The organism is Bacteroidia bacterium (assembly GCA_033391075.1).
GTDB lineage: Bacteria > Bacteroidota > Bacteroidia > J057 > J057 > JAWPMV01.
In genome coordinates, this window is the sequence record JAWPMV010000001.1 from 46,279 (window position 1) to 69,661 (window position 23,383).

19 protein-coding genes are annotated in these 23,383 nt (G+C 43.4%); 7 read left to right on the forward strand and 12 right to left on the reverse strand.

Annotated features, from left to right (window positions below; genetic code table 11):
* Window positions 1-4: 4 nt before the first annotated feature.
* The 7 genes from R8P61_00180 to R8P61_00210 form a co-directional block, all read right to left on the reverse strand.
* Window positions 5-1,477 (reverse strand): sulfatase-like hydrolase/transferase, encoded by a 1,473-nt coding sequence (locus tag R8P61_00180; GenBank protein ID MDW3645460.1) that lies wholly within the window; start codon window positions 1,475-1,477, stop codon window positions 5-7.
* The gene (locus tag R8P61_00185; protein ID MDW3645461.1) at window positions 1,474-2,019 is read right to left on the reverse strand and encodes a DinB family protein; all 546 of its coding nucleotides are present in this window, start codon (window positions 2,017-2,019) and stop codon (window positions 1,474-1,476) included. Before R8P61_00185 ends, R8P61_00180 begins: the two co-directional genes overlap by 4 nt.
* Window positions 2,020-2,477: 458 nt before the next feature.
* Window positions 2,478-3,659 (reverse strand): hypothetical protein, encoded by a 1,182-nt coding sequence (locus R8P61_00190; GenBank protein ID MDW3645462.1) that lies wholly within the window; start codon window positions 3,657-3,659, stop codon window positions 2,478-2,480.
* Between the two features lie 74 nt (window positions 3,660-3,733).
* The gene (locus R8P61_00195; protein MDW3645463.1) at window positions 3,734-4,498 is read right to left on the reverse strand and encodes a collagenase; all 765 of its coding nucleotides are present in this window, start codon (window positions 4,496-4,498) and stop codon (window positions 3,734-3,736) included.
* Between the two features lie 50 nt (window positions 4,499-4,548).
* Window positions 4,549-6,045, reverse strand: coding sequence for a TlpA disulfide reductase family protein (locus R8P61_00200; GenBank protein MDW3645464.1), 1,497 nt, complete (start codon window positions 6,043-6,045; stop codon window positions 4,549-4,551).
* 50 nt (window positions 6,046-6,095) lie between these two features.
* The gene (locus R8P61_00205; GenBank protein MDW3645465.1) at window positions 6,096-6,503 is read right to left on the reverse strand and encodes a hypothetical protein; all 408 of its coding nucleotides are present in this window, start codon (window positions 6,501-6,503) and stop codon (window positions 6,096-6,098) included.
* Window positions 6,504-6,566: 63 nt separating this feature from the next.
* Window positions 6,567-7,448 carry a DUF2911 domain-containing protein gene (locus R8P61_00210; protein ID MDW3645466.1) on the reverse strand — a complete coding sequence of 294 codons (882 nt, stop codon included), beginning with the start codon at window positions 7,446-7,448 and terminating at the stop codon, window positions 6,567-6,569.
* Window positions 7,449-7,709: 261 nt separating this feature from the next.
* On the opposite strand from R8P61_00210, the gene R8P61_00215 reads away from it, so the two are divergent.
* Window positions 7,710-9,239 (forward strand): SulP family inorganic anion transporter, encoded by a 1,530-nt coding sequence (locus R8P61_00215; GenBank protein ID MDW3645467.1) that lies wholly within the window; start codon window positions 7,710-7,712, stop codon window positions 9,237-9,239.
* 21 nt (window positions 9,240-9,260) lie between these two features.
* Here the strand turns inward: R8P61_00215 and R8P61_00220 are convergent, their stop codons facing one another.
* The 4 genes from R8P61_00220 to R8P61_00235 form a co-directional block, all read right to left on the reverse strand.
* Window positions 9,261-10,469: an alpha/beta hydrolase-fold protein gene (locus R8P61_00220; GenBank protein MDW3645468.1), complete on the reverse strand. Its 1,209-nt coding sequence runs from the start codon at window positions 10,467-10,469 to the stop codon at window positions 9,261-9,263.
* 94 nt (window positions 10,470-10,563) lie between these two features.
* Window positions 10,564-11,652 (reverse strand): alkene reductase, encoded by a 1,089-nt coding sequence (locus R8P61_00225; protein MDW3645469.1) that lies wholly within the window; start codon window positions 11,650-11,652, stop codon window positions 10,564-10,566.
* Window positions 11,653-11,732: 80 nt separating this feature from the next.
* Complete coding sequence (locus R8P61_00230; protein ID MDW3645470.1) at window positions 11,733-12,161, reverse strand: MarR family winged helix-turn-helix transcriptional regulator; 429 nt, start codon at window positions 12,159-12,161, stop codon at window positions 11,733-11,735.
* A gap of 228 nt (window positions 12,162-12,389) precedes the next feature.
* Entirely contained in the window at window positions 12,390-13,415 is a 1,026-nt protein-coding gene (locus R8P61_00235) for an acetamidase/formamidase family protein (GenBank protein MDW3645471.1), read from the reverse strand.
* Between the two features lie 180 nt (window positions 13,416-13,595).
* On the opposite strand from R8P61_00235, the gene R8P61_00240 reads away from it, so the two are divergent.
* The 5 genes from R8P61_00240 (at window position 13,596) to R8P61_00260 (ending at window position 16,781) form a co-directional block, all read left to right on the forward strand.
* On the forward strand, window positions 13,596-13,889 hold the full coding sequence (locus tag R8P61_00240; protein ID MDW3645472.1) for a DUF983 domain-containing protein: 294 nt from the start codon (window positions 13,596-13,598) through the stop codon (window positions 13,887-13,889).
* A gap of 6 nt (window positions 13,890-13,895) precedes the next feature.
* Entirely contained in the window at window positions 13,896-14,576 is a 681-nt protein-coding gene (gene truB, locus R8P61_00245) for a tRNA pseudouridine(55) synthase TruB (GenBank protein MDW3645473.1), read from the forward strand.
* Window positions 14,577-14,616: 40 nt separating this feature from the next.
* Window positions 14,617-15,540 carry a bifunctional riboflavin kinase/FAD synthetase gene (locus R8P61_00250; protein MDW3645474.1) on the forward strand — a complete coding sequence of 308 codons (924 nt, stop codon included), beginning with the start codon at window positions 14,617-14,619 and terminating at the stop codon, window positions 15,538-15,540.
* Window positions 15,541-15,642: 102 nt separating this feature from the next.
* Window positions 15,643-16,113 (forward strand): hypothetical protein, encoded by a 471-nt coding sequence (locus R8P61_00255; GenBank protein ID MDW3645475.1) that lies wholly within the window; start codon window positions 15,643-15,645, stop codon window positions 16,111-16,113.
* 191 nt (window positions 16,114-16,304) lie between these two features.
* Entirely contained in the window at window positions 16,305-16,781 is a 477-nt protein-coding gene (locus R8P61_00260; GenBank protein MDW3645476.1) for a 2-dehydro-3-deoxyphosphooctonate aldolase, read from the forward strand.
* Window positions 16,782-16,834: 53 nt separating this feature from the next.
* Here R8P61_00260 and R8P61_00265 read toward each other — a convergent pair whose 3' ends face one another.
* Window positions 16,835-21,745 carry a S8 family serine peptidase gene (locus R8P61_00265; protein ID MDW3645477.1) on the reverse strand — a complete coding sequence of 1,637 codons (4,911 nt, stop codon included), beginning with the start codon at window positions 21,743-21,745 and terminating at the stop codon, window positions 16,835-16,837.
* Window positions 21,746-21,957: 212 nt separating this feature from the next.
* On the opposite strand from R8P61_00265, the gene R8P61_00270 reads away from it, so the two are divergent.
* Complete coding sequence (locus R8P61_00270) at window positions 21,958-23,340, forward strand: sigma 54-interacting transcriptional regulator (protein MDW3645478.1); 1,383 nt, start codon at window positions 21,958-21,960, stop codon at window positions 23,338-23,340.
* Window positions 23,341-23,383: the final 43 nt, after the last annotated feature.

The window sequence follows — 23,383 nt, forward strand, 5'->3', positions numbered from 1 at the left end:
GAGTTTACTGTTTCCATTCCTGGCTCTTTGCTGTAATCTCCACATCCCATTCCTGTGGGGGATTGGGTTTGTATTTGGGATCCTGATCTTGTGGAGGAAAGTTTGGGAGTAAAGCAGCGAGTTTCTCAAAGCTTCGTCTTCTTTGTGCTGTATTCAGGCTATCAATCAAATTGACTTGCTCATCGGGATCGGCCCAAAGGTCTATGAACTTTTCGACTTTCCTGTCCAGACCTATGTATAATTTATAGCGTTTATCCCGTACGACCCTGTCCCGAAAAACGTATTGATTTTCTATTCCCTTTTCTGTCCTTCGGGCATTGTTTCCGCCACCCATCGCAAGTATCCAATCCCGGCCTTTGTAATTTTCTCCTTCTGTGAATACTCCTTTGAAAGAGCGGCCATCGATATCGTATCCTTGCAGCTTACAATCCTTAGATTTGGGATCACAACTCTCAGCTCCTGCGAGCTCAAGAAAAGTCGGAAAGACATCTGAAAAATCAATCAATGCATCAGATTCACTTCCCGCTGGAATTACTTTCGGCCAGCTAGCTATAAAGGGGGAATTGATACCTGACTCTAACATCCGCATTTTTCCTCCGGGAATTTCTCTGCCCTTTATACTTCCTGTGATTCCACGGGTGCTGCCATTGTCTGTGGTCCAGACAAAAAGGGTGTTTTCTCTAACTCCAGCTTTTTCCAAAGCCTTCACTAATTGACCGGTGATTTTATCCGTATATCGAACCATTGCCTTGTGCTTTCCCAGTTTCGTATCTGCAACCTCATCGGGAGTGTTAACCAGAGGGGTATGCGTGAGAACCATAGGGAAATAGACAAAAAAGCTGCTGTCTTTATTTTGCTCGATAAAGTCTATAATGAAATCCCGAAAAACATCCGGACCGAATTTGCCTTCATAGGTTTTGCTACCTTCAGATGTGAAAAGATAGGGCTCCTGATAACGTTCGGCACTGGCGGGAACTCCTGTTTCATAGCCCGTCCACATACACCATTCGTCGAAGCCATTTCTACTCAAAGCATCTGGCTCAACTCGAAAATCATCAATCTGCCATTTTCCCGCTATGCAGGTTTTATAGCCCGCTTGTTTTAAATCTTTGACCAAAGAAGGGTTGACACTTTCATCATAATGGGCAGCTGCTCCCCATCTTGGTACATCCCAATGGTTTACCCAGCCATGCCGAAATGGATATTGCCCCGTCAAGAGGCTTAGGCGACTGGGAGTACATTGTGGCATAGACCAGGCATTGTGGAAGAGCATTCCACTTTTGGCCAGTGCATCAATCTGAGGGGTTTCTATATTATCCGCCCCATAGCAGCTTAGCCATTCTTTTCCCAAATCGTCTACCATAAGGAATATGATATTGGGCTTTTCTGCTTTTTGGGAAATTTGCTTTTCGCTCGGTTTATCTCCGCAAGCGTATAGCAGTATCGCTAGTAGTAGGTATATAGCTGGTTTTTTCATGAGGAAGGGAAATGTATAGCTGATTTTATGTCTTCGATTTGTTTTTGATGTCGATTGAGGTGGAAAGCTAGGAATTCCAGTCTTTGGATTATGTTTAAGGGACCCGAAATAGGATGAGGATAAATGAGTTTTTCTGCCTGCTCACCCTCTAGTGCTTTCCCGAGTTTCTCTAAGGTATGGCTACAGGATTCCAGAGAACTCAACCAAAAAGCCAAAGCCCCTCCCCATCTGGGACGAGCTACATCCGGAACCTCCTCTTTGGGTTTCCAGGTCTTTTCTACCACTTCTTCTATGGATAGGCCTTCATTCGGATTGTCTCCTGACCAATAGTTCGCTCCATGTTTTCTTTCTTCCAAAACTTTCCACATGCCTACGACTCCTGCTCTTTCTGCCCAAACGATATGCTCTGCTACTTCAAGGATAGACCATTTTTCGGCTGCTGACTTGAATTGGTATTGCTGAGGGCTGAGGTTTTTGCAGCTTTGGATAAATGAGTTCCTTGCGTTTTCTACTTCTTTTATTAGTTGGGCTGGCTTTGTCATGCTTTTTTGTTTGATTCTAAGTTAAAGGGACTTTGTGATTAATAAGTAGAATTTTTGATATGTTTTTGAGGGGTTCTTTTCCATCTTTTTTAGAAAAAGTTGGAGTCAAAAATCGCAGCGCCAAGAACCCGCCGCACTTTCCGCCCCATTTCCCGATTGGCGCTGCCGGGCCATCGCGCCTAGGGAGAGCCGCTGATTGCTATCAGCGGCTAGGGCAATTGGGATCATATAAGAATAAGACGATTGAAAATCAACACAAACACCCTAACACTGTCCCCTAGCGCGCCGGGGCCCTGCTGCTGCATCGGGTGCGGGGGCTGGAATGTGTGTTGGCTTTGCAGCAGCTTGATTTTTGCTTCTTTTCATCTAAGGAAAAGAAGAAGAAAACCACCAATAGAATCAAGACTAACATAAACCTACCACCAGGCAGGAAAGCCTAACTTCTTTAGAACACTCATCTACTTATTCTGAATCCTTAGAATAATAAACTCAGCAGGTTTAAGCGGAGCAAACCCAAGCTCAAGAATCATTCGCCCCTGGTTGATATCGACTTGTGTCATGGTTTCTCCTAATCCGATTTTGACATAAAAGCCCTGCTCTGCTTTGTTTCCCTGAAATGCTCCCTTCCGATATAGATCGAAAAGTATGTTTTGGGCCTCTGTTTTTATGTTGGCCCAGGTGGAGCTAGTATTTGGACTGTTTCTATTGATTTTCATGAGGGCATCCATCTCTATTTCCAGTTGTAGAGCCAATCGTCTTACTGGCACATAGCGCCATTCATTGTCATTTCCTGCCAGGCTACGGCTTCCCCATACAAGAATGCCTTTTCCCGGGAGCGTTCTCAGGGGATTGATGCTGATTCCCGTGGAAGGATGGACTTGGAGGCTTTGTATTTCTCCTGTAGAAGGATTTTGTTCTATTGATTCGGCGAAAAGGGCTTCCGTCCCGGCAGGTGCTTTCCATACTCCTCTGCTTGCATCCAATGTCGCTATTTTTCCCGCGACTAAAGCAGAAGGGCCCATCCAGGGGCTACTACTTTGTTTCACATAAGGCCAGTAAACGGCTCCCTCTTTTAAGTGTGGTCCGGCGATTTGAGTCCTGAACTGGCTAGCAGCCGTAGAAGGACTCTCTCCGAAATCGTATTGAAGATCCAAAAGCGCAAAACTACCTGTTTGAGAAGCTTTTAAGAGCATTTCTCGGGAAAGACTTGCATAATCTCCCTCGCTGAGCAAAATGGCATCAGGACTAAGGATAATTGTATTTTCTTTGGCTGTTCCAATTTTTGCCAATGCCTGAAGGAAATGTGATGCTGCTTTATTTTGTCCCTCAGATGTATATTTCCCACAGGAAATGATTCGAGCTTGCTTTCCTCCATTTTTCCAAAAACTCTCCATTGCATGGGCCAGGAGGAATTCAGGATTTTGAGGATCGCTAGCTGCAGTACTAAAGTCGGGTGGAAGACCCAGCTTAGCCGAGAATTCTCTGAAATTATTGAGGCTTTCTTCCTTTCCTATGGCTTGATTGGTATAGCCGATGAAAATGACTTGAGTTCCACTTGCTGAAGTAGAACTTTCGGGCGTAGCTGTACAGGAGAAAAGCAGGGAAAAAAAGAATGAGAGGAAAAGGAAGGTGCGAAACATAGCGATTTAGTTAGCTTATTTACCTCTTTGGTATCCTTAAGCTATAAAATGTAATCGAAATATCTGTTTTTGACTTAAAGATTCAGCATTCGCTTTTCTATTTCTTCTCTGCTTTCTGTCGTGTTTAGAATTTCTTTATAGGTCATGCCTTCTCCTTCCATGAGAAACTGGATAAGGAGCCTATATTGGAAATAGGATTGCGGCACTCCAGTCTTGTCTTCAAATCTAATCCAGGGCAAGCCTTTAGCTGGCTTATCCCGGGATTGTTTTAAGATATTTATGTTTTCCCTGATGTTTAAAAGTTCGCTTCTTTTAGATCGGGCAATATATTCTGCATAGCCTTCTATCTTCCAGGCAGGGTATTGGATAGGGCCAAGGCGATTGTGATAGGATTGTAGGACATGCACAAATTCATGGGCCAATAATTCTGTCAAGTCCCAGGACCGACTTTCGCCCGCATTTTCATCCCAACTAAAGAAGGCCCGATTCTGCTGAAATTCTGGTCTAGAGCGATAGATGATGGCTTTGTTCCAATAGCTATAGGCTATTCCACCTTTGAGCGGGAATCTGTTAGGAAAGTTGGAGCCATCATTGAAGCACAATTGGAGCTGGATTGCTTCCTGAAACAACTCAGCGTTTTTCAGCAGCTTATAGGCATTTTGTATCAGGGCTTCACTTCCTTCTGGCAATTGCTGATCATGGAAAACCGTGACGTTTCCCACTTCTGTTTGATGGGCATACGAAAGGCCTGGATTCATCAGAATGATTATCCAAAAAAGGACACTCACACTCAATAATGAACCCAGGCTGATGAGGAGTTTTTTTAGGCTTTTTAGCATAGTGTTTTGAATAGAGGCTTTGGGAATAGGTCTATTCAACACTCATTTTCTTACAATTTCTTCTTCAAGTCTTCCAGATCAATGCGTGAGATCCCAGAGATATAATCCAGGTATACTTTCCCCTCCTTATCTATGAAAGCATAACTCGGATAGCCTTGAAATTTGAAATGAGACATGAGCTCCCCAGACAATTTCCGATTGAGAAAAATGTGATTTCCTTTCAATTCAAGTTCGGCGACTTTCTTTTTCCATTTCTCTTCAGATGAGCCATCTGCTACACATAAGTATACTACCTCAACGGGCAAATTCTTGAGATCGGCTTTGATCTGTTTGCTTTGCTTCATATCCGAAATACAGGGCCCACACCAGGTCGCCCATACATCCAGAATTATGGCTTTCCCTTCAAATGCCCCTCTGATATTTTGGATAAGGTCCGTAGTGTTTTCTGATGTCGAAAAATAAAGCCGTGTATCTTCTCCAAAATTAATCTTGTTAATACCCAGATTGCTTTTCCCTTCTTCAGGTGGAGTGTTTTTTAAGCTTTCCTCGATTTTTACGATGTGTTTGATATCCGCTTCATAGGTGTTTTGCATTTGGGTTTTTACCCAACCATCCTCCATTCCAGGCAGAACTTTTTCCAGAAATGCCTTGCGGCGATATAGGTCTTCGGGTTGAGCCATCATCTTGATCAAAGAAGCTTTGACCGAAGGGAAATTTTCAATTTTCTTGAGAAATTCATCCGTTTTAAAAGCTTGAAGCATCATGCCCATGTAGTTGTAATAGGCATGTCCTGCATTGCTTACGAGTGCCGGATGATGAGTGAAAACTTCATCTAACAGGCTTTGGTCCATTTCCTTTCCGAAATGCATAATGGATATTTGACCATAAAACTCAGATAAACGCTCGTTTTCGAGCAGCCATGCATAGGCTGAACCTTCCTTTTCGATAAACTTGGCTTCAATTTTTACATATTCCTCATTGATTTCCCTACGTCTGGCGATCTTTTCCGCTAATTCCATTTCTCTATTCATAGAGAGCTGTTGTTCTTCCATTTGGAGATCTTTCACTCGTTCATTTCTGAATGAAATGTATTTGTTTACATAGCGATTGACTGCTGCATCATTACCGGAGAATTCTACTCCTTCTGCAATCCAATTGATGTCCTTGCCTCGAAGCTTATCAAGATTTGCCTTTATAATAAGATCCGTATTGGCAAGAATTTCAGCATAGTAGTACTCACCTATGGAGAACCAGAGTTGTTGGTATGGAAGACCATTTTCCAATTGCAACTCAAAGCTTCCATCTGAATTGATTTCTGCCATATGGGTAACTTGCATTTCCGGGCCGAGCTGAACTTGTACATATTTGATAAAGAGATCTTTGTCTTTTTCTGCATCATAATTGAGAAGCTGTCCGCTAACTTTCGGCTTGTGGGCCTCATCAAAAATTCTGTCAGCTATTTCTGCTGACTCCAGGGAAATGGGCGCTTGTGCAAAAGAGATTAGGGTGGAAAGGAAAAAGCAGAGGAATAAAATGAGATTTCTCATGAGTTAAGTGTTTATGGTTTGGTACAGGCAATATTGGATAAATGGGGGGCTTATAATCTTTTCTTTAGCTTTTCCAGATCAAGGTCCGAAATCCGTTTGATGAATTTTTTATCCAACTTCCCTTCTCGATCAATAAATATATAGCTTGGATAATAGCTGAATTCAAAGTGGTCCATAAATTTTCGTGCAAAGCTACGGGGAAGAAAAATATGGTCTCCATTGCTAGCTTTACTTGCTACAGTTTCCTTCCAGTTTGCAAGATTTGAACCCGCATTATCTTCCATACAAAGGTAAATCACGTTTACCGGAAGACCTTTCATTTGTTCTTTGATCTCAGGGATTTGTGCAGGATCAAAGGCACGTTCCAGACTTTCTACTGATTCAAGGGAAATGGAAGCCTGAGCCAACAGACCTGATAAAATACAGATGAGGCTTGTAGTCAGAATCGTGTGTTTCATGATGTTAATTTCGGCTAAACTTTATGGGCGAAAGTAAATTAAGGCTTTCTGAAATAAATTGCCTTAATTTTTGAGTTTAGCTGAAATCCTGTCGATATGTGCTTGCCATTGATCCAGTTCTGGCTGCCGCCATTTTTCATCATCCAGCTCCCGAACTTTGGCGAACTCAAGTCCATTTTTAGCAGCTGTCAAGGCATCCTCATGCAACATGAATTTTTCGGAAAGTTCCATTTGCATGCGAAAGGCATAACCCGAGCCCTTAATTTTGGCAGATTTATTAGCGAGGAACAAAGCATCTCTAAGATTGGTGCCCTGGTACATCAGGTAGCCAGCGGCATCGGCATATTCATCCGCATTCTGACTTTTTTCGGAGAGGAGATGTTCCTGAATGTAAGTCAGTTGTTGTTCATCAGTATCCGTTTTGAGCTCGAAATTCAGGCTTGTATTTGCCCAGGAAACATAGATCCGGGCATTATTGGGAACCACATCTATATCAATTGTAAAAGTCTCGTAAAATCGAGCGGATTCTTGTACGGGAACGCTAAATCGAGCCACATCTTTTTTGACATCATAATCATAACTTCCGTACAGAGTCGTGTCAGCATTGATGATGATGGTCCATTCAGTGGGATTGGGAATAGAATGGATGGAATAGCTTCCGGTTGGAACTCTTTGCTTTCCAATTTGAACTTCCTGGCTCAGCCGAATTCGTGTACAATATCCAGCCCCCATTCTCCAGACTTCGTTCCAGGGTACCAGACCTCCGAAAATCTTTCTTCCTCTTGCTGAAGGCCTTTCGTATTCGATCTCCACCTGGGCAAAACCCACTTGGGTCGATAGTTTTGATTTAGAACTTGGGGGTGGAAATTTGAACTGGGCATGGGCGGGCGAAATCAAGCAGATACTTAGGAGGAAAAATGCAAAGGAATAGCAGAAATTTTTCATTGTAGTAGCGGATTTGTGTTGGAATATGCTAAGCTTTTTATAAGCATACAGATAATCAAAGAAAGAGGTTGGGGTTTTTTTCAGAAAAGCTAACAGAAAGCATGGATATTCTATAAAAAGTACTAGCTTCGCAAGCTGTTTTCACAATGGGAAAATCAGACCCAATTTTTCTCAGTATTTAGTCTCCTACTTCATCGCAACAAATTGAACTAGAATTGCAGATTTTGAATCTGTGATCGTCAAATTTATGTCTAAAATTGCATGAAAAAATATCTCAATCTCTTTGATCTTTCTCAGAAAGTCGATTATAAAATCGAGATTCTTTCCGGCTTAACAGTCGCTTTGGCATTGATTCCTGAAGCGGTGGCTTTTGCCTTCATTGCAGGACTTTCCCCTTTGACAGGGCTATATGCTGCCTTCATGATGGGGCTGGTTACTTCGATTTTAGGAGGCCGTCCGGGAATGATCTCTGGTGCCACGGGTGCAGTAGCTGTTGTGATTGCTTCTTTGGCGCTGATGCATGGAGTAGAATATGTATTTGCTACCGTGATCCTTGCGGGTATTCTCCAAATGGCTGCAGGCTTTTTGCGTTTAGGGAAGCTGATGCGTCTGGTACCTCATCCGGTGATCTTTGGCTTTGTGAATGGATTGGCCATTATCATTTTCATGTCTCAGCTCGATCAATTTAAAGATGAGAGCGGTGCCTGGTTGAGCGGTACGCCTCTTTATATACTATTGGGATTGGTATTGTTAACGATGTTGATTATCTGGGGGCTTCCCAAGCTCAGCAAGGCAATTCCTGCTTCTTTGGTAGCAATATTATCCATTTTTGGAATCGTTGTAGCATTTGGCATCGATACAAAAACGGTGGGGGATATGGCTTCCATCCAAGGGGGATTTCCTCCCTTTCATTTTCCGAGCGTTCCTTTTACCCTGGAAACCTTTATTCTGATAGTACCCTATGCAGGAATTATGGCTGGGGTAGGTTTGATTGAAAGTCTGTTGACCTTGAATATCATTGACGAGATTACAGAAACGAGGGGTAGGGGAAATAAGGAGGCAGTTGCTCAGGGTGCAGCGAATATACTTTCCGGATTGTTTTCAGGTATGGGAGGTTGTGCAATGATCGGTCAAAGCCTGATCAATATCTCTTCTGGTGCCAGAGCTCGTCTTTCCGGAATTGTAGCTTCTGTGATGCTACTGGTTTTCATCATGTTTGGGGCGAATCTCATCGAGCAATTGCCGATGGCGGCATTGACAGGCCTGATGATCATGGTTGCTATCGGAACCTTTGAGTGGGCCAGTTTGCGTACGATCAAGCGCATGCCCAAATCTGATATTTTCGTTATGATTCTGGTAACCCTGGTTACTGCAGTGCTTCACAATTTGGCGCTTGCTGTTTTGATCGGGGTGATAATTGCAGCTCTTGTATTCGCATGGGACAATGCAAAAAGGATACGTGCAAGAAAGCGTTTTGATGAAAATGGGGTAAAGTACTACGAGATCTACGGGCCCCTCTTTTTTGCCTCTGTAAGCGTTTTCAATTCTAAATTTGATGTGCTCAATGATCCCGATGAGATCGTCATAGATTTCGAAGAAAGCCGGGTCGTGGATATGTCAGCCATCGAAGCCCTCAATAAAATCACCGAGCGTTATCACAAAGTAGGAAAGAAGGTTCATCTCAAGCATTTGAGTGCGGATTGTAGAAAGCTGCTCAAAAATGCAGAAGAGATTATAGATGTAAACGTACTGGAAGATCCGACTTATAAAATTGTCGTTGACGCGGTTTAGGGGAATTGGGCAAGGATGAGTCTACTCCTGGCCCAATTCTTCCAACTTTTTCTCCAGTGCTTTATTTTCAGGATTGAGGGAAAGGGCTTTTTCGTAGGCGGAAATGGCCTTTTCTTTTTCCTCTTTCATTTCATAAGCCCTCCCTAATTTCTCATGCAAAAAAGGAGATTCCGGATGGTGCTTTAATCCCATTTCTATGATGTAAAGGGCTGCATCTGCATCCGGAAAACGATTAGGAGCAGTTCTGTAGTGGCTGATGATTTCGAATATACTCTGGGGAGGGGGCATGTCCAATCCCGTATTTTTTTTGAGTTGCTGAAAGTGGCTGCTGATCCCATCCGGATTTTGCATAAAGCCATAGTGATTGAGGTCATAGCCCTCAAAGATGAAGTTTAGGCCATGATACCAACTCAACAAGGGAATGGAAGAATGATCGGTGCCCGGCATATGATCCACTTTCCATTGAACATGATTTGGGGCATAATTGGCCAATTGATCCTTTAGCTTAAAAATACTTTTGGCGTGTAAAGACTTAGCCGTAAATCCGCTGGTGTCAATCACGCTCATGTAAAATCTCTGGACCTTTTCGCTTTTAAAATCTTCAAGATCAGGCTGAGCTTCCGAAGGATACTTTCCACCATCCCACCAAAGACTGGGATCTATAGCCATGTAACCGTCAAAAATTCCGGGATGCTTGAGTAACGTATAGCTGGAAGTCAGGCCTCCTAAGGAATGCCCTACGTAGACCCGATAGGGAAGGGTACGATAGTCTGATTCGATTTTGGGAAAAAGTTCATCTGTGAGAAAACGCAAGAAATTTTCGCCACCCCCACTTCTGGCAAACATCAATTTTTGAGCTTCTGTCTGAGCTTCTCTTCCATCCGGCATTTTTGTAGTAGGATTGGGGGTAAGGTCGCGATCCCGCTTTTCAGTATTTATTCCTACTACTATCACTTCCGGAATCTGAAAGTTCACGCTTTCCCTGCCTCCCATAAAATCAACCACTCCGCATAAAGGAAAGAAGGCTGATTTTCCATCCAGTACATATATGACTGGATAGGATTCCTTTCCCCAATTGGGATCATTGTAGGAGCCAGGTAAATAAACCCAATAGGTCCTATCCTCTCCCAAAATTTCAGAGCTGAGCTGATATTGGGTCCCATAAGTCATTTCTTGGGAAAAAAGAGAGAAACTGTATAGGCTTAAAAGGATGCAGAGTAGTTTTTTCATAGATAGGATTTGCTTTCAAGAGCCATAAATTACGGAATAAAAAATCCGGATAGAACATATCGTTCTATCCGGCATATATAAATGGGGCAATCAATTAGGCCGAAATGTTCTCCTCAGCAAAGGGATAATCTGTATATCCTTTTTCGCCAGGAGTGTAAAAAGTATTCATGTCAGGCTCATTGGGGGCAAGTCCTTTTTCCAGTCTATAAACCAGGTCCGGAGTTGTGAGGAAAGGTCGCCCGAATGCAATCAGGTCTCCATCCTCAGCATTCAAATCCGCTTCTGCACGCGCTCTTTCGTAGCCACCGCTCAGGATCAATGTTCCTCCAAAGGCATTTCTGATTTTACTTTTTATAGATGCGGGAACTTCAGGAGCGCCCATAGCTGAATGGTCAACCAGGTGCACGTATACAAGATTAAGTTTGCTCAATTCTTTCGCCAGGTATTCAAAGCTGTCTTCGATTCCTTCATAAATCTCCATGCCGTTGAATACACCATAAGGAGAAAGACGGATAGCTGTTTTTTCTGCGCCGATAGCTTCTGCAATTCCTTTAGCTACTTCCAATGCAAAGCGGCTTCTATTCTCTATACTTCCTCCGTATTCATCCGTTCTTTTGTTTGTTGCGGTATTGAGGAACTGATCCACGAGGTATCCATTTGCTCCGTGAATTTCTACGCCATCAAAGCCTGCTTCAATCGCATTTTTTGCTGCTGAAATGTAGGAGTCTCTTTCTTGCGCAATTTCCTCCAGGCTCATCGCTTTGGGCACGGGATAGGCTTTGGGGCCTTCCTGATCTGTGTACATTTCTCCTTCGAAAGCGACTGCAGAAGGAGCGAGGACTTCCGTTCCATCTTCCATATTCAGGGGATGAGAAATGCGTCCGGTATGCATGATTTGCAGGAAGATTTTACTTCCTTTTGCATGAGCTGCTTCGGTTGCCAACTTCCATCCTTCGACCTGCGCATCACTATAAATACCCGGAATGCGCGCATAGCCAAGTCCATTGGCCGAAGGAGCCGTACCTTCTGTGATCAGGAGTCCTGCTCCTGCCCTTTGACCATAATACTGTGCCATGAGCGCATTGGGGATATTGTTGATAGCGCGGGAACGAGTCATGGGAGCCATGACTACCCTGTTTTTCAACTCAAGCTTTCCGAGCGTGTATTGACTGAATAATTTCATTGAAATAGCTTAATTATTAATTGTTGTTGAAAGATTGTCTTAGGTTTTGTTTGTACATACAAATAAGTATGCAAAAAAATTTATGCGTTCAGTTTCAATTGCGCCTGATGAATAGCAGCCGTTAACTTTCTTGCCTCTTCTTTGCCCAAAATCTCCTCGTATTTCTCATAAAGATCATCCCAGGCTTTCTGAATCAGGGGAACCAATTTTTGACTTTGTTTGGTAGGAAATACTTCTGTATTTCTCCCACATTGCCTTCTTTCCAAAAAACCTCTGTACTCCATTTTCTCAATCAAGCGGGTGATCGTCGAAGGAGTCAACTTCATCCGACAGCTGATATCCTTGGGATTGATGCCCGGACTTTCATTTACCGTCATGAGTAAAAAGGCATAGGAAGAAGACAAAGCTGTAGGGGCAAAGGCCTCATCTGCCATTTTTGTCATGATGCGAGACAAAGCATTGGCCGAGTAATACAGACAGGTGGGATATGAAGTATATCGTTCTTCCATGAGGTCTCAAAAATAAGACTAATGTTTGTACATACAAATATAAATGAAAAAGGTTTCAAAAATGCGGGAAAATTTTCTGGGACCCTTGCGCTATAAGCCCGTTTTCCTCAAGCTTAAATGGGCAGATGATCATCTGCCCCTACAGTGCATCACTTATTGATAAATGGCCTGCGCGCACTCCTTTATTCCATGCGAATAAGGGAGTGTGGGCCTGAGGTGGTGGGTTCTCTAAATCCCCAAAACCTCTTTGGACATATGCATAGTCACCAACATATTGGGAACATCCACTACTTCAGCAATCTTAAGATCACCTGCTAATGAACATAGAGCATAGGCTTCATTTCGATTGAGACCATGCTCCGCCACCAGGTAATCGATCATATAGCGAACGGCTTTTTTACTGGCTTCATCTATAGTTGGAGCGAAAGCAGTTACGGCATAATAATCATCCGTTTCATATTGAGGCTCTTTTATCGATTTGCCCTTGAGGACTTCGATCTCATATACAATTCGTAATGGTGCTTCTATGGCAGTTCCGCAAACCTCACCCAGGCCTTGTGCAGCATGACCATCTCCGATAGAAAAAAGGCCTCCTTCCACAAATACAGGAAAGTAAACGGTGGTTCCTTCTACCATATTGGGATCGTCCATATTGCCTCCATTGGCGCGAGGGGGAATTGTACTGAGCATTTCTTCTGTAGCTGGGGCTACCCCCATTACACCAGGAAATGGGGCAAGCGGAATATTTATCTTGTCATTGAAAGCGACATGTGTACTGTTTTTCTCAAACTTGTAGGTTTTGATATAGGGCTCTGTAAACTCCTCTGCCAGAAAGCCAAAACCGGGGGTGATAGCATTCCATCCATAATCTCCTACTTCTATCTCGTGCAGGGTAACAGCTAGCACATCGCCGACTTCTGCTCCATTCACATATACAGGACCCGTAATGGGATGTATCGGCTCAAAACTCAGTTTTGCCAGGCTTTCTAAATCAGCCTCTGCCAATAATTGTTCATCACTCGCATCTTCTGTAAAAGCTTCTATAACCGCACCCGAGGAAACCCGTAAAACAGGTTCTATGGTACTACTGAATTTATTGTGGGTTTGATCTCTGCTGAGTCTATGCTGAATCTCAGGAATCTCTTTTTCAACTTTGACATCAGCTTCCATCGCCTCTTTTTGCTGGGCTGGCTGACATGCTACTAGAAGCATCGAAAGGGAAAAAACGGATAATAGGTAGTAGATAGATTTCATAAGTGAAATGAGCTTTATAAAAAGCAAGATAAGAAATAATGTATTGATGCATTTTGTTTAGTTTTACACACAGAAAATAAACTTATGGCCGGAGGATTTTTAAATATATTCAAGTTAGGATGCCCAAGATGCAGGCAAGGAAAGTTGTATAAAAACCCCAATCCTTATGCATTCAAAGAAATGGGTACCATGAACAAAAATTGCCCTGCTTGTGGGCAGGATTTTGTGATTGAACCGGGTTTTTATTTTGGAGCTACTTATGTGAGCTATGCCCTCAATTTCGCCTGGATAATTCCCCTTTTTGTTCTGATTTATGTAGTACTCGATTGGCCCTTTGAGACTTTCGTGATTACTATGTTTATCCTGCTTCCTTTGCTGATGCCCCTTATCTTGAGAGCTTCGCGTAGTGCTTTCCTGGCTATCTACGTCAAATATGATAAGGAGCTTTCACAAAAATTGCGGGCACAATCCTGATCGAAGATGCTGGACTTTCAGGCAGGCCAAACCCTCCTTTTTAATAAGCCAAAGGGATGGACCTCATTTGATGTGGTCAAAAAGGTGCGTAATACCATACGGATCAAAAAGGTCGGACATGCTGGTACCCTTGATCCCCTGGCTACGGGCCTTTTGATTCTGTGCACCGGTAAGCATACCAAGACCATCAATGAAATTCAGGGCCAGGAGAAAGAGTATATCGTTCGCATGAAATTTGGTGCGACGACTCCTTCCTATGATGCCGAGCTACCGGAAGGAGAGATACAAGACGCCTCTCATATTTCCAGAGAGGAGGTAGCAAAGGCAATAGAAGAATCCTTTATGGGAGAAATCGTTCAAATTCCTCCTATGTATTCTGCGGTAAAGATTGATGGACAAAGGGCTTACAAGGCTGCCCGTCAGGGAAAAAGGCTAGAATTAAGACCGCGAGACGTTCACATTTATGCCTTTGGCTTGTTAGATACCGATACAGAAGCGCCTGAATTTGATGCTCGGATTGTATGTAGCAAAGGCACCTATATCCGATCTCTGGTGCATGATTTGGGTCAAAAGCTAGGAGTAGGAGCCTATATGAGAGAATTGGAACGTACGAGAATAGGTCCACATCTCCTGAAAGATGCATGGGAAATAAAGGACTTTGTGGAGCAAGTCAAGGCTTCCGATTAATGCTCAAATAACCTACCTTTGTCCTCGATTAAGACGAGCAATGAAAGTATATCGTTCCCTGGAGGAATTTGAAAAAGGTGAACATACGGTAGCTACCATCGGAACCTTCGATGGACTGCACTTGGGACACAAAACCATCCTCAACAGAATTCAAACACTTGCCAAAGAAAAAGGCGGGGAGAGCTTATTGATTAGCTTTCATCCCCATCCTCGTTTGGTGATTTTTCCTGAAAATAATCCCCTTCGACTTCTTCATACCCTGGATGAGAAGATCAGGATGCTGGAGGAAATGGGATTGGATAAACTATTGCTCATTCCTTTCACCAAAGAATTTTCCCGCACCAGTTCCAAATCCTTTATCCGAGACATTCTCTCTGCGCAGGTAGGTATTTCTCATATCGTGATTGGTTATGACCACCATTTTGGAAAAAATCGAACCGGAGGAATCGAGGAATTGAGGCAGTATTCCCGAGCCCTCAATTATGAGGTGGAGGAAATACCAGCACAGGCAATAGACGATGCCAATATCTCCAGTACCAAGATCCGCAATGCATTGCTCGAAGGAGATGTCACAACTGCGCGTACCTATTTGGGCTATGACTATGGTTTCTCTGGAACAGTCATTCATGGAGAAAAAATGGGACGAAAGCTGGGATATCCAACTGCCAATATGGATCCCCTGGACAAATTGAAGCTAATCCCTTCTGATGGGATATATTTTGTGCGGACTTTTGTAGGGAATGAAAGCTTCTATGGGATGATGAGTATAGGAGTAAAGCCTACGGTAGGAGAATTTGATCGCTCGTATGAAGTCAATATCCTGGATTTCGATCGGGATATTTATGGAGAAGTAATTCGAGTAGAATTTTTAGAATACATCCGGGGCGAGAAGAAATTTGATTCCCTGCAAGATTTGATCAAAGGCATGCAAGAAGATGAAGCTTTTTGCCGGGCGAGGATGTAGCTTTTGTCAAAAGACTTCTTTTAAGTCAGACTGATCGCTGATAAAAATCATAATAAGCCTACTCTTACCCTCTTACCTTAGGCTATTCGTAATTGAATAGCTATGAAAGTTTTGCTATCTATCCTTCTTTTCGGTTTGATTTATGTCCCAAACCTTTCTGCTGCCCAGCAGGAGCCTAAATATATGTATGAAAACTTCCAGGAAGTTGATTACAAGCAGAATGAAAAATTACGGAAGGTTAAGAAAAAAAGCAGGATAAAAAAAAATAAGCGAGCAAGAACCTATGATCCGCAATCAGAATTTCGGCGAGCTTCCTTATTTAGCTGGCTAAGTGTGGTCGCTGCTTCTATTACAATTTTTATGGCGAGTTCAGGTGGCTTTGCTATACTTGCTTTGCTCGCTATTGGCTTTTATGTGGCGTCCTTAGGAATCTCCATAAAAGTCTTGAGGTATGTCAAAAAGCACGAGCCAAAACTTCTGCGAAAAGCTCGTTTGCGATTCATTTGGGTATTGATCGCTCCCTGGATAATCTGGTCTTTGGTGGGAACTATTTATTTGTTGAGCTGGTTTTAGGAAATAAAAAAGGACTGTGGGAAGATGAGGGTTTTTGCGTGGCAAGGATCTAAATTCTGACAGAACTTTCTTTTAATAGCCGGATCTTCTCATATGTTCCCTTTTTCCTAAGAAAAGTCTGTAGATTTTATAAGAATTTGTGGATTGAGAAATTTTTTACGATCCTTAAATAAAACCTCAATCACATACTTATGAAAACACAATTCATTCTTCCATTAATTCTATTTTCATTTTTGTTGTTTTCCTGTAAAGGAAGCAAAAATCTCCAAAGTTCAAGTTCCAAGGTCAAGTCAGGGAAGCTTGTTAAACCAACTCTTCAAAATTCCAATGCTTTTAAGCTTTTCGGCATTTCTGAAGATGGGACCTATGGCTATTCCGAAAAGAATCCAATAAAGGTAGGCGGAGCAACAAATAGCGAAGGGCCTAAAAACGAGCAGAGATATCTCAATGCCCTGGCTGGTCCAAATGGAGAAGAGATTTCTTATAAACGCTTAGGTAGCTGTTGCGCCTTTAAAACTGAAAACGGTTTCATGGGCGGCGGCCTCCTGGATCGCTATGAGGTGAAATGGAAAGGAGGCAAAAAACCTGTGATTATCTTTATCAATATGTATGACATGGATGATAAAGAATTGAAGGCCCCGAAAGGATTGACACTTAATGAACTCTAGATGAAAAAGCCCTGATAGTAATTTACTATCAGGGCTTTTTAACAAGTAATCTCTTATTGTCTGATCAATTTGATGCTATGCGTCAATTGACCCACTTGAACTTGCATGAAATAAATTCCTTTGGGATACTTTCGGAGATCAACTTTCCGCTGCAATTCGCCTTTCCAGGGAGCCATTTCGAACTCTACCAATCTTTGTCCCTGTAGATTCATCACCGTGAAGTCCATTTGTTCGATCCTTTCTGCTCCTTCCAACTTCAATCCAAATAAGCCATCACCCGGATTTTGCTGAATCTGTATATCCAAACCTGGGTATAGGTCAGCAAGACCTACATTTGAGATGTCCAATTGCTGTACACTCGTATCATTTCCACAGCTATTTGTTGCAATCATCTGAATGCTGTAGTTGCCGTTGACGGTATAGGTATGGGTAACGGGGCTACCTGTGGCAGTAGTTCCATCTCCAAAGTCCCAGCTGACCTGATCCGCATTCTGAGCCTGGCTGGTGAAGGTGAAGGCCTGATAGCTGGTGTCAGGTTCCAGGGCAAACTGGAAGGCAGAAACAACCTCTGGCAAGACCTCTACTTCCAGGGTGTCAATGCTCGTTCCGCTGCTGTTGCTAATACTCAGGATTATCTGTTTGATGCCGGGAGTATTGAACTGAACCTGATGAGGTCCGGGGAGAATCGCAGCATTGGGTGTCGCATCGGCCCCGAAATTCCAGGAATAATCCAGGTTGTTTCCTGCAGAAGTATCCGAGAAGGTAAAGGATTCACCAGGACAAATCATAGGCACATCAGAGGTGAGAGCTGCAACGGGATTGACTTCTTGCAAATCCTGGATCAGAATGTTGTCGAGGAACATACTGTTTCCATTCCCATTAATATTTACAAACTGAATGGCAATGACATCTCCTATGAAAGCGCTCAGATCAAGATTCACCTGATCCCATTGAGTCGAGGAGGGCGTCCAGAAGCTTAGTTGGTTGCCACCAGTTAGAAGGGCGGATTCAGATCGGTTGAATATTACCTGGCTAAAGCTTTCCCCACAATTATTAGAAATCAAAATCTCCAATTCTTCTGACTGTGTTGTGGTCTGGCGAGCATAGGCATACTCAAAGATGAGATATGGTTCTATGGCAGTAGAGAGATCAACTACCCAACTATTCAATCCGTCGCGGCTACCGGATGCATTGTAGTTGAAGTTGTCTACGAATGCGGCTCTGCTAGGCTGTCCATTACTTCCTGTTACTACCCGACTTTCCCAGGTATCGCGTAGGTCTGGATTAAAGAGTGACCATTGGTCCGGAGGGAAATTGATACTTTCAAAATCTTCTGAGAGGGGCAATTGCTCTCCATCTCTTACACGGATAAATTGTTGCTTCACAATGCTATCTGAACCATAAGGATTGCTGATGCTCAGACTGACAGTATAGAATCCATAATCCTGGAAGATTACTGCAGGATTCTGCGATCCACTATTCGTGGCATTTGTGAAGCTAAAGCTTGCAGGGCTGATGGACCAGTTCCAGCTATTGGGATCAAGATCACTTGCATCAGTGAAGTTGACCAAGCCTCCCGGGCAAACTGTGCTAAAATCAGAAACAAACTCAGCAGTCGGTGTGGCTGCTGCTTCAAAGATACTAAAGTCATCTATCGCCATATCGCCCTTGAAATCAATATCCGTAATCCCTCTTATCTGTATACTGACCGTACTATCTGCATAGGTATCCAGAGGAATTTGTATCTCTCTCCATGCATTGCCCTGATTTCCGGAAACGAAGGCTATACTTTCCGTCCAGTCAGATCCATTGAATACATCAACATGGAGTTCTCCCATATCCTCTCCATACATGTGGTACCAGAGACTCATAGTAGGTTTTGTCATACCGCTGATGTCGATACAGGGACTGAGCAATTTTGCTTCACGGAAGTTACAGCCACCTGAGGATTCCAGATATAGATAGCTGCCTCCGGGATTTCCAGGGGCATGGTCTTCTGAGGGTCCTGTAAAGACACTGGGGGTTGACCCTGAATTAACCCTCCAGTCAATGCTATCAGCAAGTCCGTTTTCTGCATTGGTCCAGCCGTTACCAAGTGGGCAAACGGTACCCCCACAATCTATAGTTGTTGCACAGAGTGTATAGGATTCAAAGTCCTCAGTATAAGGACCGGCAAAGGAGCTATTACCGTTGATAGTTAGGGTATGATCGACAAAGTTGTTAGCGGTATTCTGGTCCCCAAATACACTCAGACTGGAGCGGAATACATAGGTGCCTGCTGCCTGTGGAGGTGAAAAGGGAGTAGTAAATCGGTAGGTTTTTATTTCTCCCGGATCCAGGGTATCGGTAAAGGTTTCATTTGTATTGTTGGTGCCAATGATGCGGTAGCGAACCGTGAAATTTGTTTGGGTGAAAATACCCGCATTGAAAAGGGTGATTTCTACCGGAACATCATTAGAACAAGCCGGATATCCTGCCTGTAAGGGAGTATTTATGGATAGAACCTGAAGATCATTTCCATTGGGGCAATTGAAAACACCTCCTATCTGCTCAATAGCTACGGTTCTCCTTCCGATGATATCATTAGACCTTGCACGTACAGCAATCCAATAGTCAGCAAATGCATTGCTAATCGGAATATCAAATACCGTGGAGCTGGTTGTTCCTATGGAATCCATAGTCACCGCTCCCAATAAGAAGACATCATAATCGGTAGCACCTGCAACGCTATCCCACTGGATTTTGATATTGGTATTACAAGTCTGAATGATATTCAAATCCTGCGGTATGCTCAAAACATGGAAAGGGAATTCACTTTGACCTGCTTGACTTCCGCGACTCACCCGAATCAACCCTTTAGCGGTAATATTAGCGGGTACTTGCCAATCATATACGCGTAAATAGCCTGCCACTTGATTGTCAACCAGATTCCAGCTTGCCCCTTCATCCTCAGAATATTCGATAATGAAATTGCCCTGATCGCCAGCGGCTCCCCAATGAATACGAACATCCTCTCCCGGTACGAGATTTTCACCCCCAATCGGATGGGTAACAGTAATATCATCCAGCACATACATATACACCACATAGTATTCCTGAGGTCCTTGAGCGAGGCTGTGTCCATGAACTTCCAGGACATAATTTCCAGCGGCGGGATTTTCAATCGTTACCTGCTCGACATTATTGAGCGAATCTACTCCCCGTATAGCCGGATTATTCAGATTAGATGGATTAGGATTTGAGTCCAAAATCCAGGGATCAAGACTACTTCCGGATGGCAGATTCAATTTTGTATTCAAATCATTTACCAGGGCTGTACTAGCAAGGGTACTTGCTGCAGGATCCATCCAATAGGTCATGACCCGCATTTCTTTTACCCCCGCAGGCACTTTCAATAAATGTGTATTGCTACTATCCTGCTCAATGCTGGAAGAGAGCCAGGTCCTGTTTTCCAGGATTCGTACAGCTCTGAAAGCATTGATTCTTCCCCAACCAAATCTAAAGTCAGGTCCTTTATTTCCAAGATCATCTGCTGAGTTGAGCATGACGGCCTTTATCAAACCAGATTTGGGTAAGGTGTCAGCATTCAATTCTCTGTAGGCATGGTAAAGCTGGGTAGCTACTCCTGCTACACCCGGAGCTGCTCCTGAAGTTCCCCCAAAGGGAGAATAAGCATTTCCGGGAGAAGTTGAGAGGTGATTGTTGCCATTTGCAGCCAGGTCAGGTTTGATGCGGCCATCTGAAGCTGGGCCACGGCTACTGCTAGCCATGAGCGAACCATCTGTATCCAGGTTGGCCGTAGCAATCACATTCTTGGCGATCTTATGACCCCCGGTTATATTTCCCCATCTGGCCCCTGCTCCATATCCACAATCAGAGTTGCCGGAATTACCTGCTGAAAAGACATGTAAAAGAGATTGCCCGGTACTGCTGAGGGTTTGAAATTCTACTGTTTCGGTTGTGGAGGTATATCCATCATTACAGCCATCGCTATAAGAAGAGTTTGTGATAACTACTCCCTGATTGAAATGGAGATTATTCATTTCAATGAAGCTCGGAGAATATCGAGAAACGTAGAGATCGGAACCAGACGCCATACCTTGTGCCTGAGGATCGAGGTTTCCTGAGCCAGCCATAATTCCTGCTACCCCATCTCCATGTGTTCCATCAGCTCCACCAGTAAGAAATTGACTGTTTAATCTGCCCTGAAAATCGATATGAGGACCTAGTGCACCATCATCTCTGACCAGAATGCTGATCCCTTCGCCATCATATTTTCTGCCCATAGGCGCGAGACTATTAATAGCATTGGCTTTATGAAGGGCTCTTCCTCGAAAATCTTCTGCCACAGGAGGAGAAGGAATGGGTTCTATAAAGGTGATATAAGGAAGCGCTTCCAATTGAGGATAAGCTTGAATATCAACTTCAACCTCAATGTATTTGCGCCCCCTTTCCTGACTGGATACAGCAATGCCTGCTTGCCTTAACTCATTCTTGGCCCAACTTAGAGAAAGGTCTGAAGGAATATGCAGGATTAAAGCAATCTTATTCCCATTCAAGGCATAAGAAGGAAGGTCTCCGGCCCTTAGCCTTGAAGATATTTTTTCTCCAAATCCGGGTTTCAAAACACTCCTGATACCAAGTCCATTCAACAAAAAGGAAGGATTTGCATTGGAAGGGAGAGATGCGAGGTAAACTTTGTTCGGGATATAATCCAGGAGTTTTATGCCCCGACTTTGCATTTGGTTTCTCTGTTGACTGTTCGGGATTTTATAGAATTGCAGATAGCGATATGTCCTGCTACCAACCTGATCCTGGTCCAAATCTCCTGTCTGAAGATAGGTCTGGATGTTTTCAGGGAAATTTACCTGGGTAGACTGAAAGTTAACTGTGAAATTGTCTTGGGGAAAAGCTAGTAAAAAGTGGCACATTGCCAGCACTAGCAAGGGTAGAAGTTTGCGCATAGCCTAAAGTAATAGTTGTAGATCGAATGACGACTTGAGCGACGACGTTAAAAAATAAGCTACAAGCTAAGGAATAATCTTTGTATTAGCATAAACCTATATCCTCCTTATTTAGAAATAATATTCAAAAAATCGAATATCCTCAGCTTTGTCAGGGAAAGAAGAAGCTTTGACTAAGAAATCATCAATTTTAATCGCATTTTTACAGCATTATGAATCATCTGGCCAAGGTCATAATCATAGGAGCCGGTAAAGGCGGAACTGCTTTGTTGGAACTCTTTCATGAAGATCCCAGCATTGAAGTCCTGGGGATGGTAGATAGAGATACCAAAGCTCTGGGAATGCTGAGGGCACAGGAAATGGGCTATCCGGCTGCCCGGGATCTATCTGTTTTTCTTTACGATCCCCAATTTGATCCCAATATGATCGTAAATGCCAGTGGGAGTCAGGAGATTTGGGAAGAACTGGAAAAGATCGATGATCCAAGCATTCGTGTGATTGGAGGTGTGGCGGCAAAGTTTATCTGGGCTCTGCTGGAGGCAAGACAGGAAAAGAAATTTCTCGAGAAGAAATACCAACAACTCAAATCCAGCATAAACCTCTCCGGAGGCAATCAACTGATTTTTGGCTCCAATCCGATCATGAAACAGGTGGACCAAATGATCAAACAAGTAGCACCTACTGATTCTACGGTTCTGATTGTAGGTGAGACAGGAACGGGGAAAGAGGTGATTGCCCAGGCTCTTCAATCTTTGAGTGCCTATCGGGATCAGGCTTTTTTAAAAATCAATTGTACTGCCTTTTCTCCGCAATTACTGGAAAGTGAACTCTTCGGCTATAAAAAAGGCGCATTTACGGGAGCCGTACAGGATAAAATTGGCCTGCTGGAAGCTGCAGATGGGGGTACTATTTTTCTAGATGAAATTGGAGACATAAGCCTGGAAATGCAGGTGAAACTTTTACGGTATCTTCAATTTGGAGAAGTCAGGCCAGTGGGTTCGACGGAAACCAAGATCGTGAAAACACGAATCATTGCTGCCACCAACCGGAATCTGGAAGAGCAGATTCAGGAGAAGACCTTCCGCGAGGATTTATTCTACAGACTCAATACGTTTACCATAGAACTTCCTCCTCTCAGACAAAGGAAGGAAGATATACCTCTACTCACCCATCACTTTCTCAAAAAAGCTGTAATCAAACTCAACAAAAAGGTGAGCGGAATCGAATCCTATGCTGTCGAACTCCTGAGTGCGTATCATTTTCCCGGAAACCTGCGTGAGCTTCAAAGTGTGATCGAAAGGGCGGTGATCATGTGTGAGTCGGATATGATTATGGCCATCCATTTGCCTGCTTTCGTCCAAAATGTAAAGACTCCTTTCCAATTGCGAGATGGCTTGATTCAGAGTAGGGAAAAGATGGTGGCGAACTTCGAAAGAAAAGCTTTACTCCAATACCTGGCTGAAGCAAATGGGAATGTGAGCCAGGCTGCTATGAAAGCCAAAATTTCACGAAAAACTTTTTATCGGCTCATGGAAAAATACTCCATTTCCAAAGAAAGCCTTCCCTCTCAACTCCTGGATAAGCAGGAAAAATAAGCACTGTGTCATGTATGACACACTCTCCGCTGTATTTCTCCTA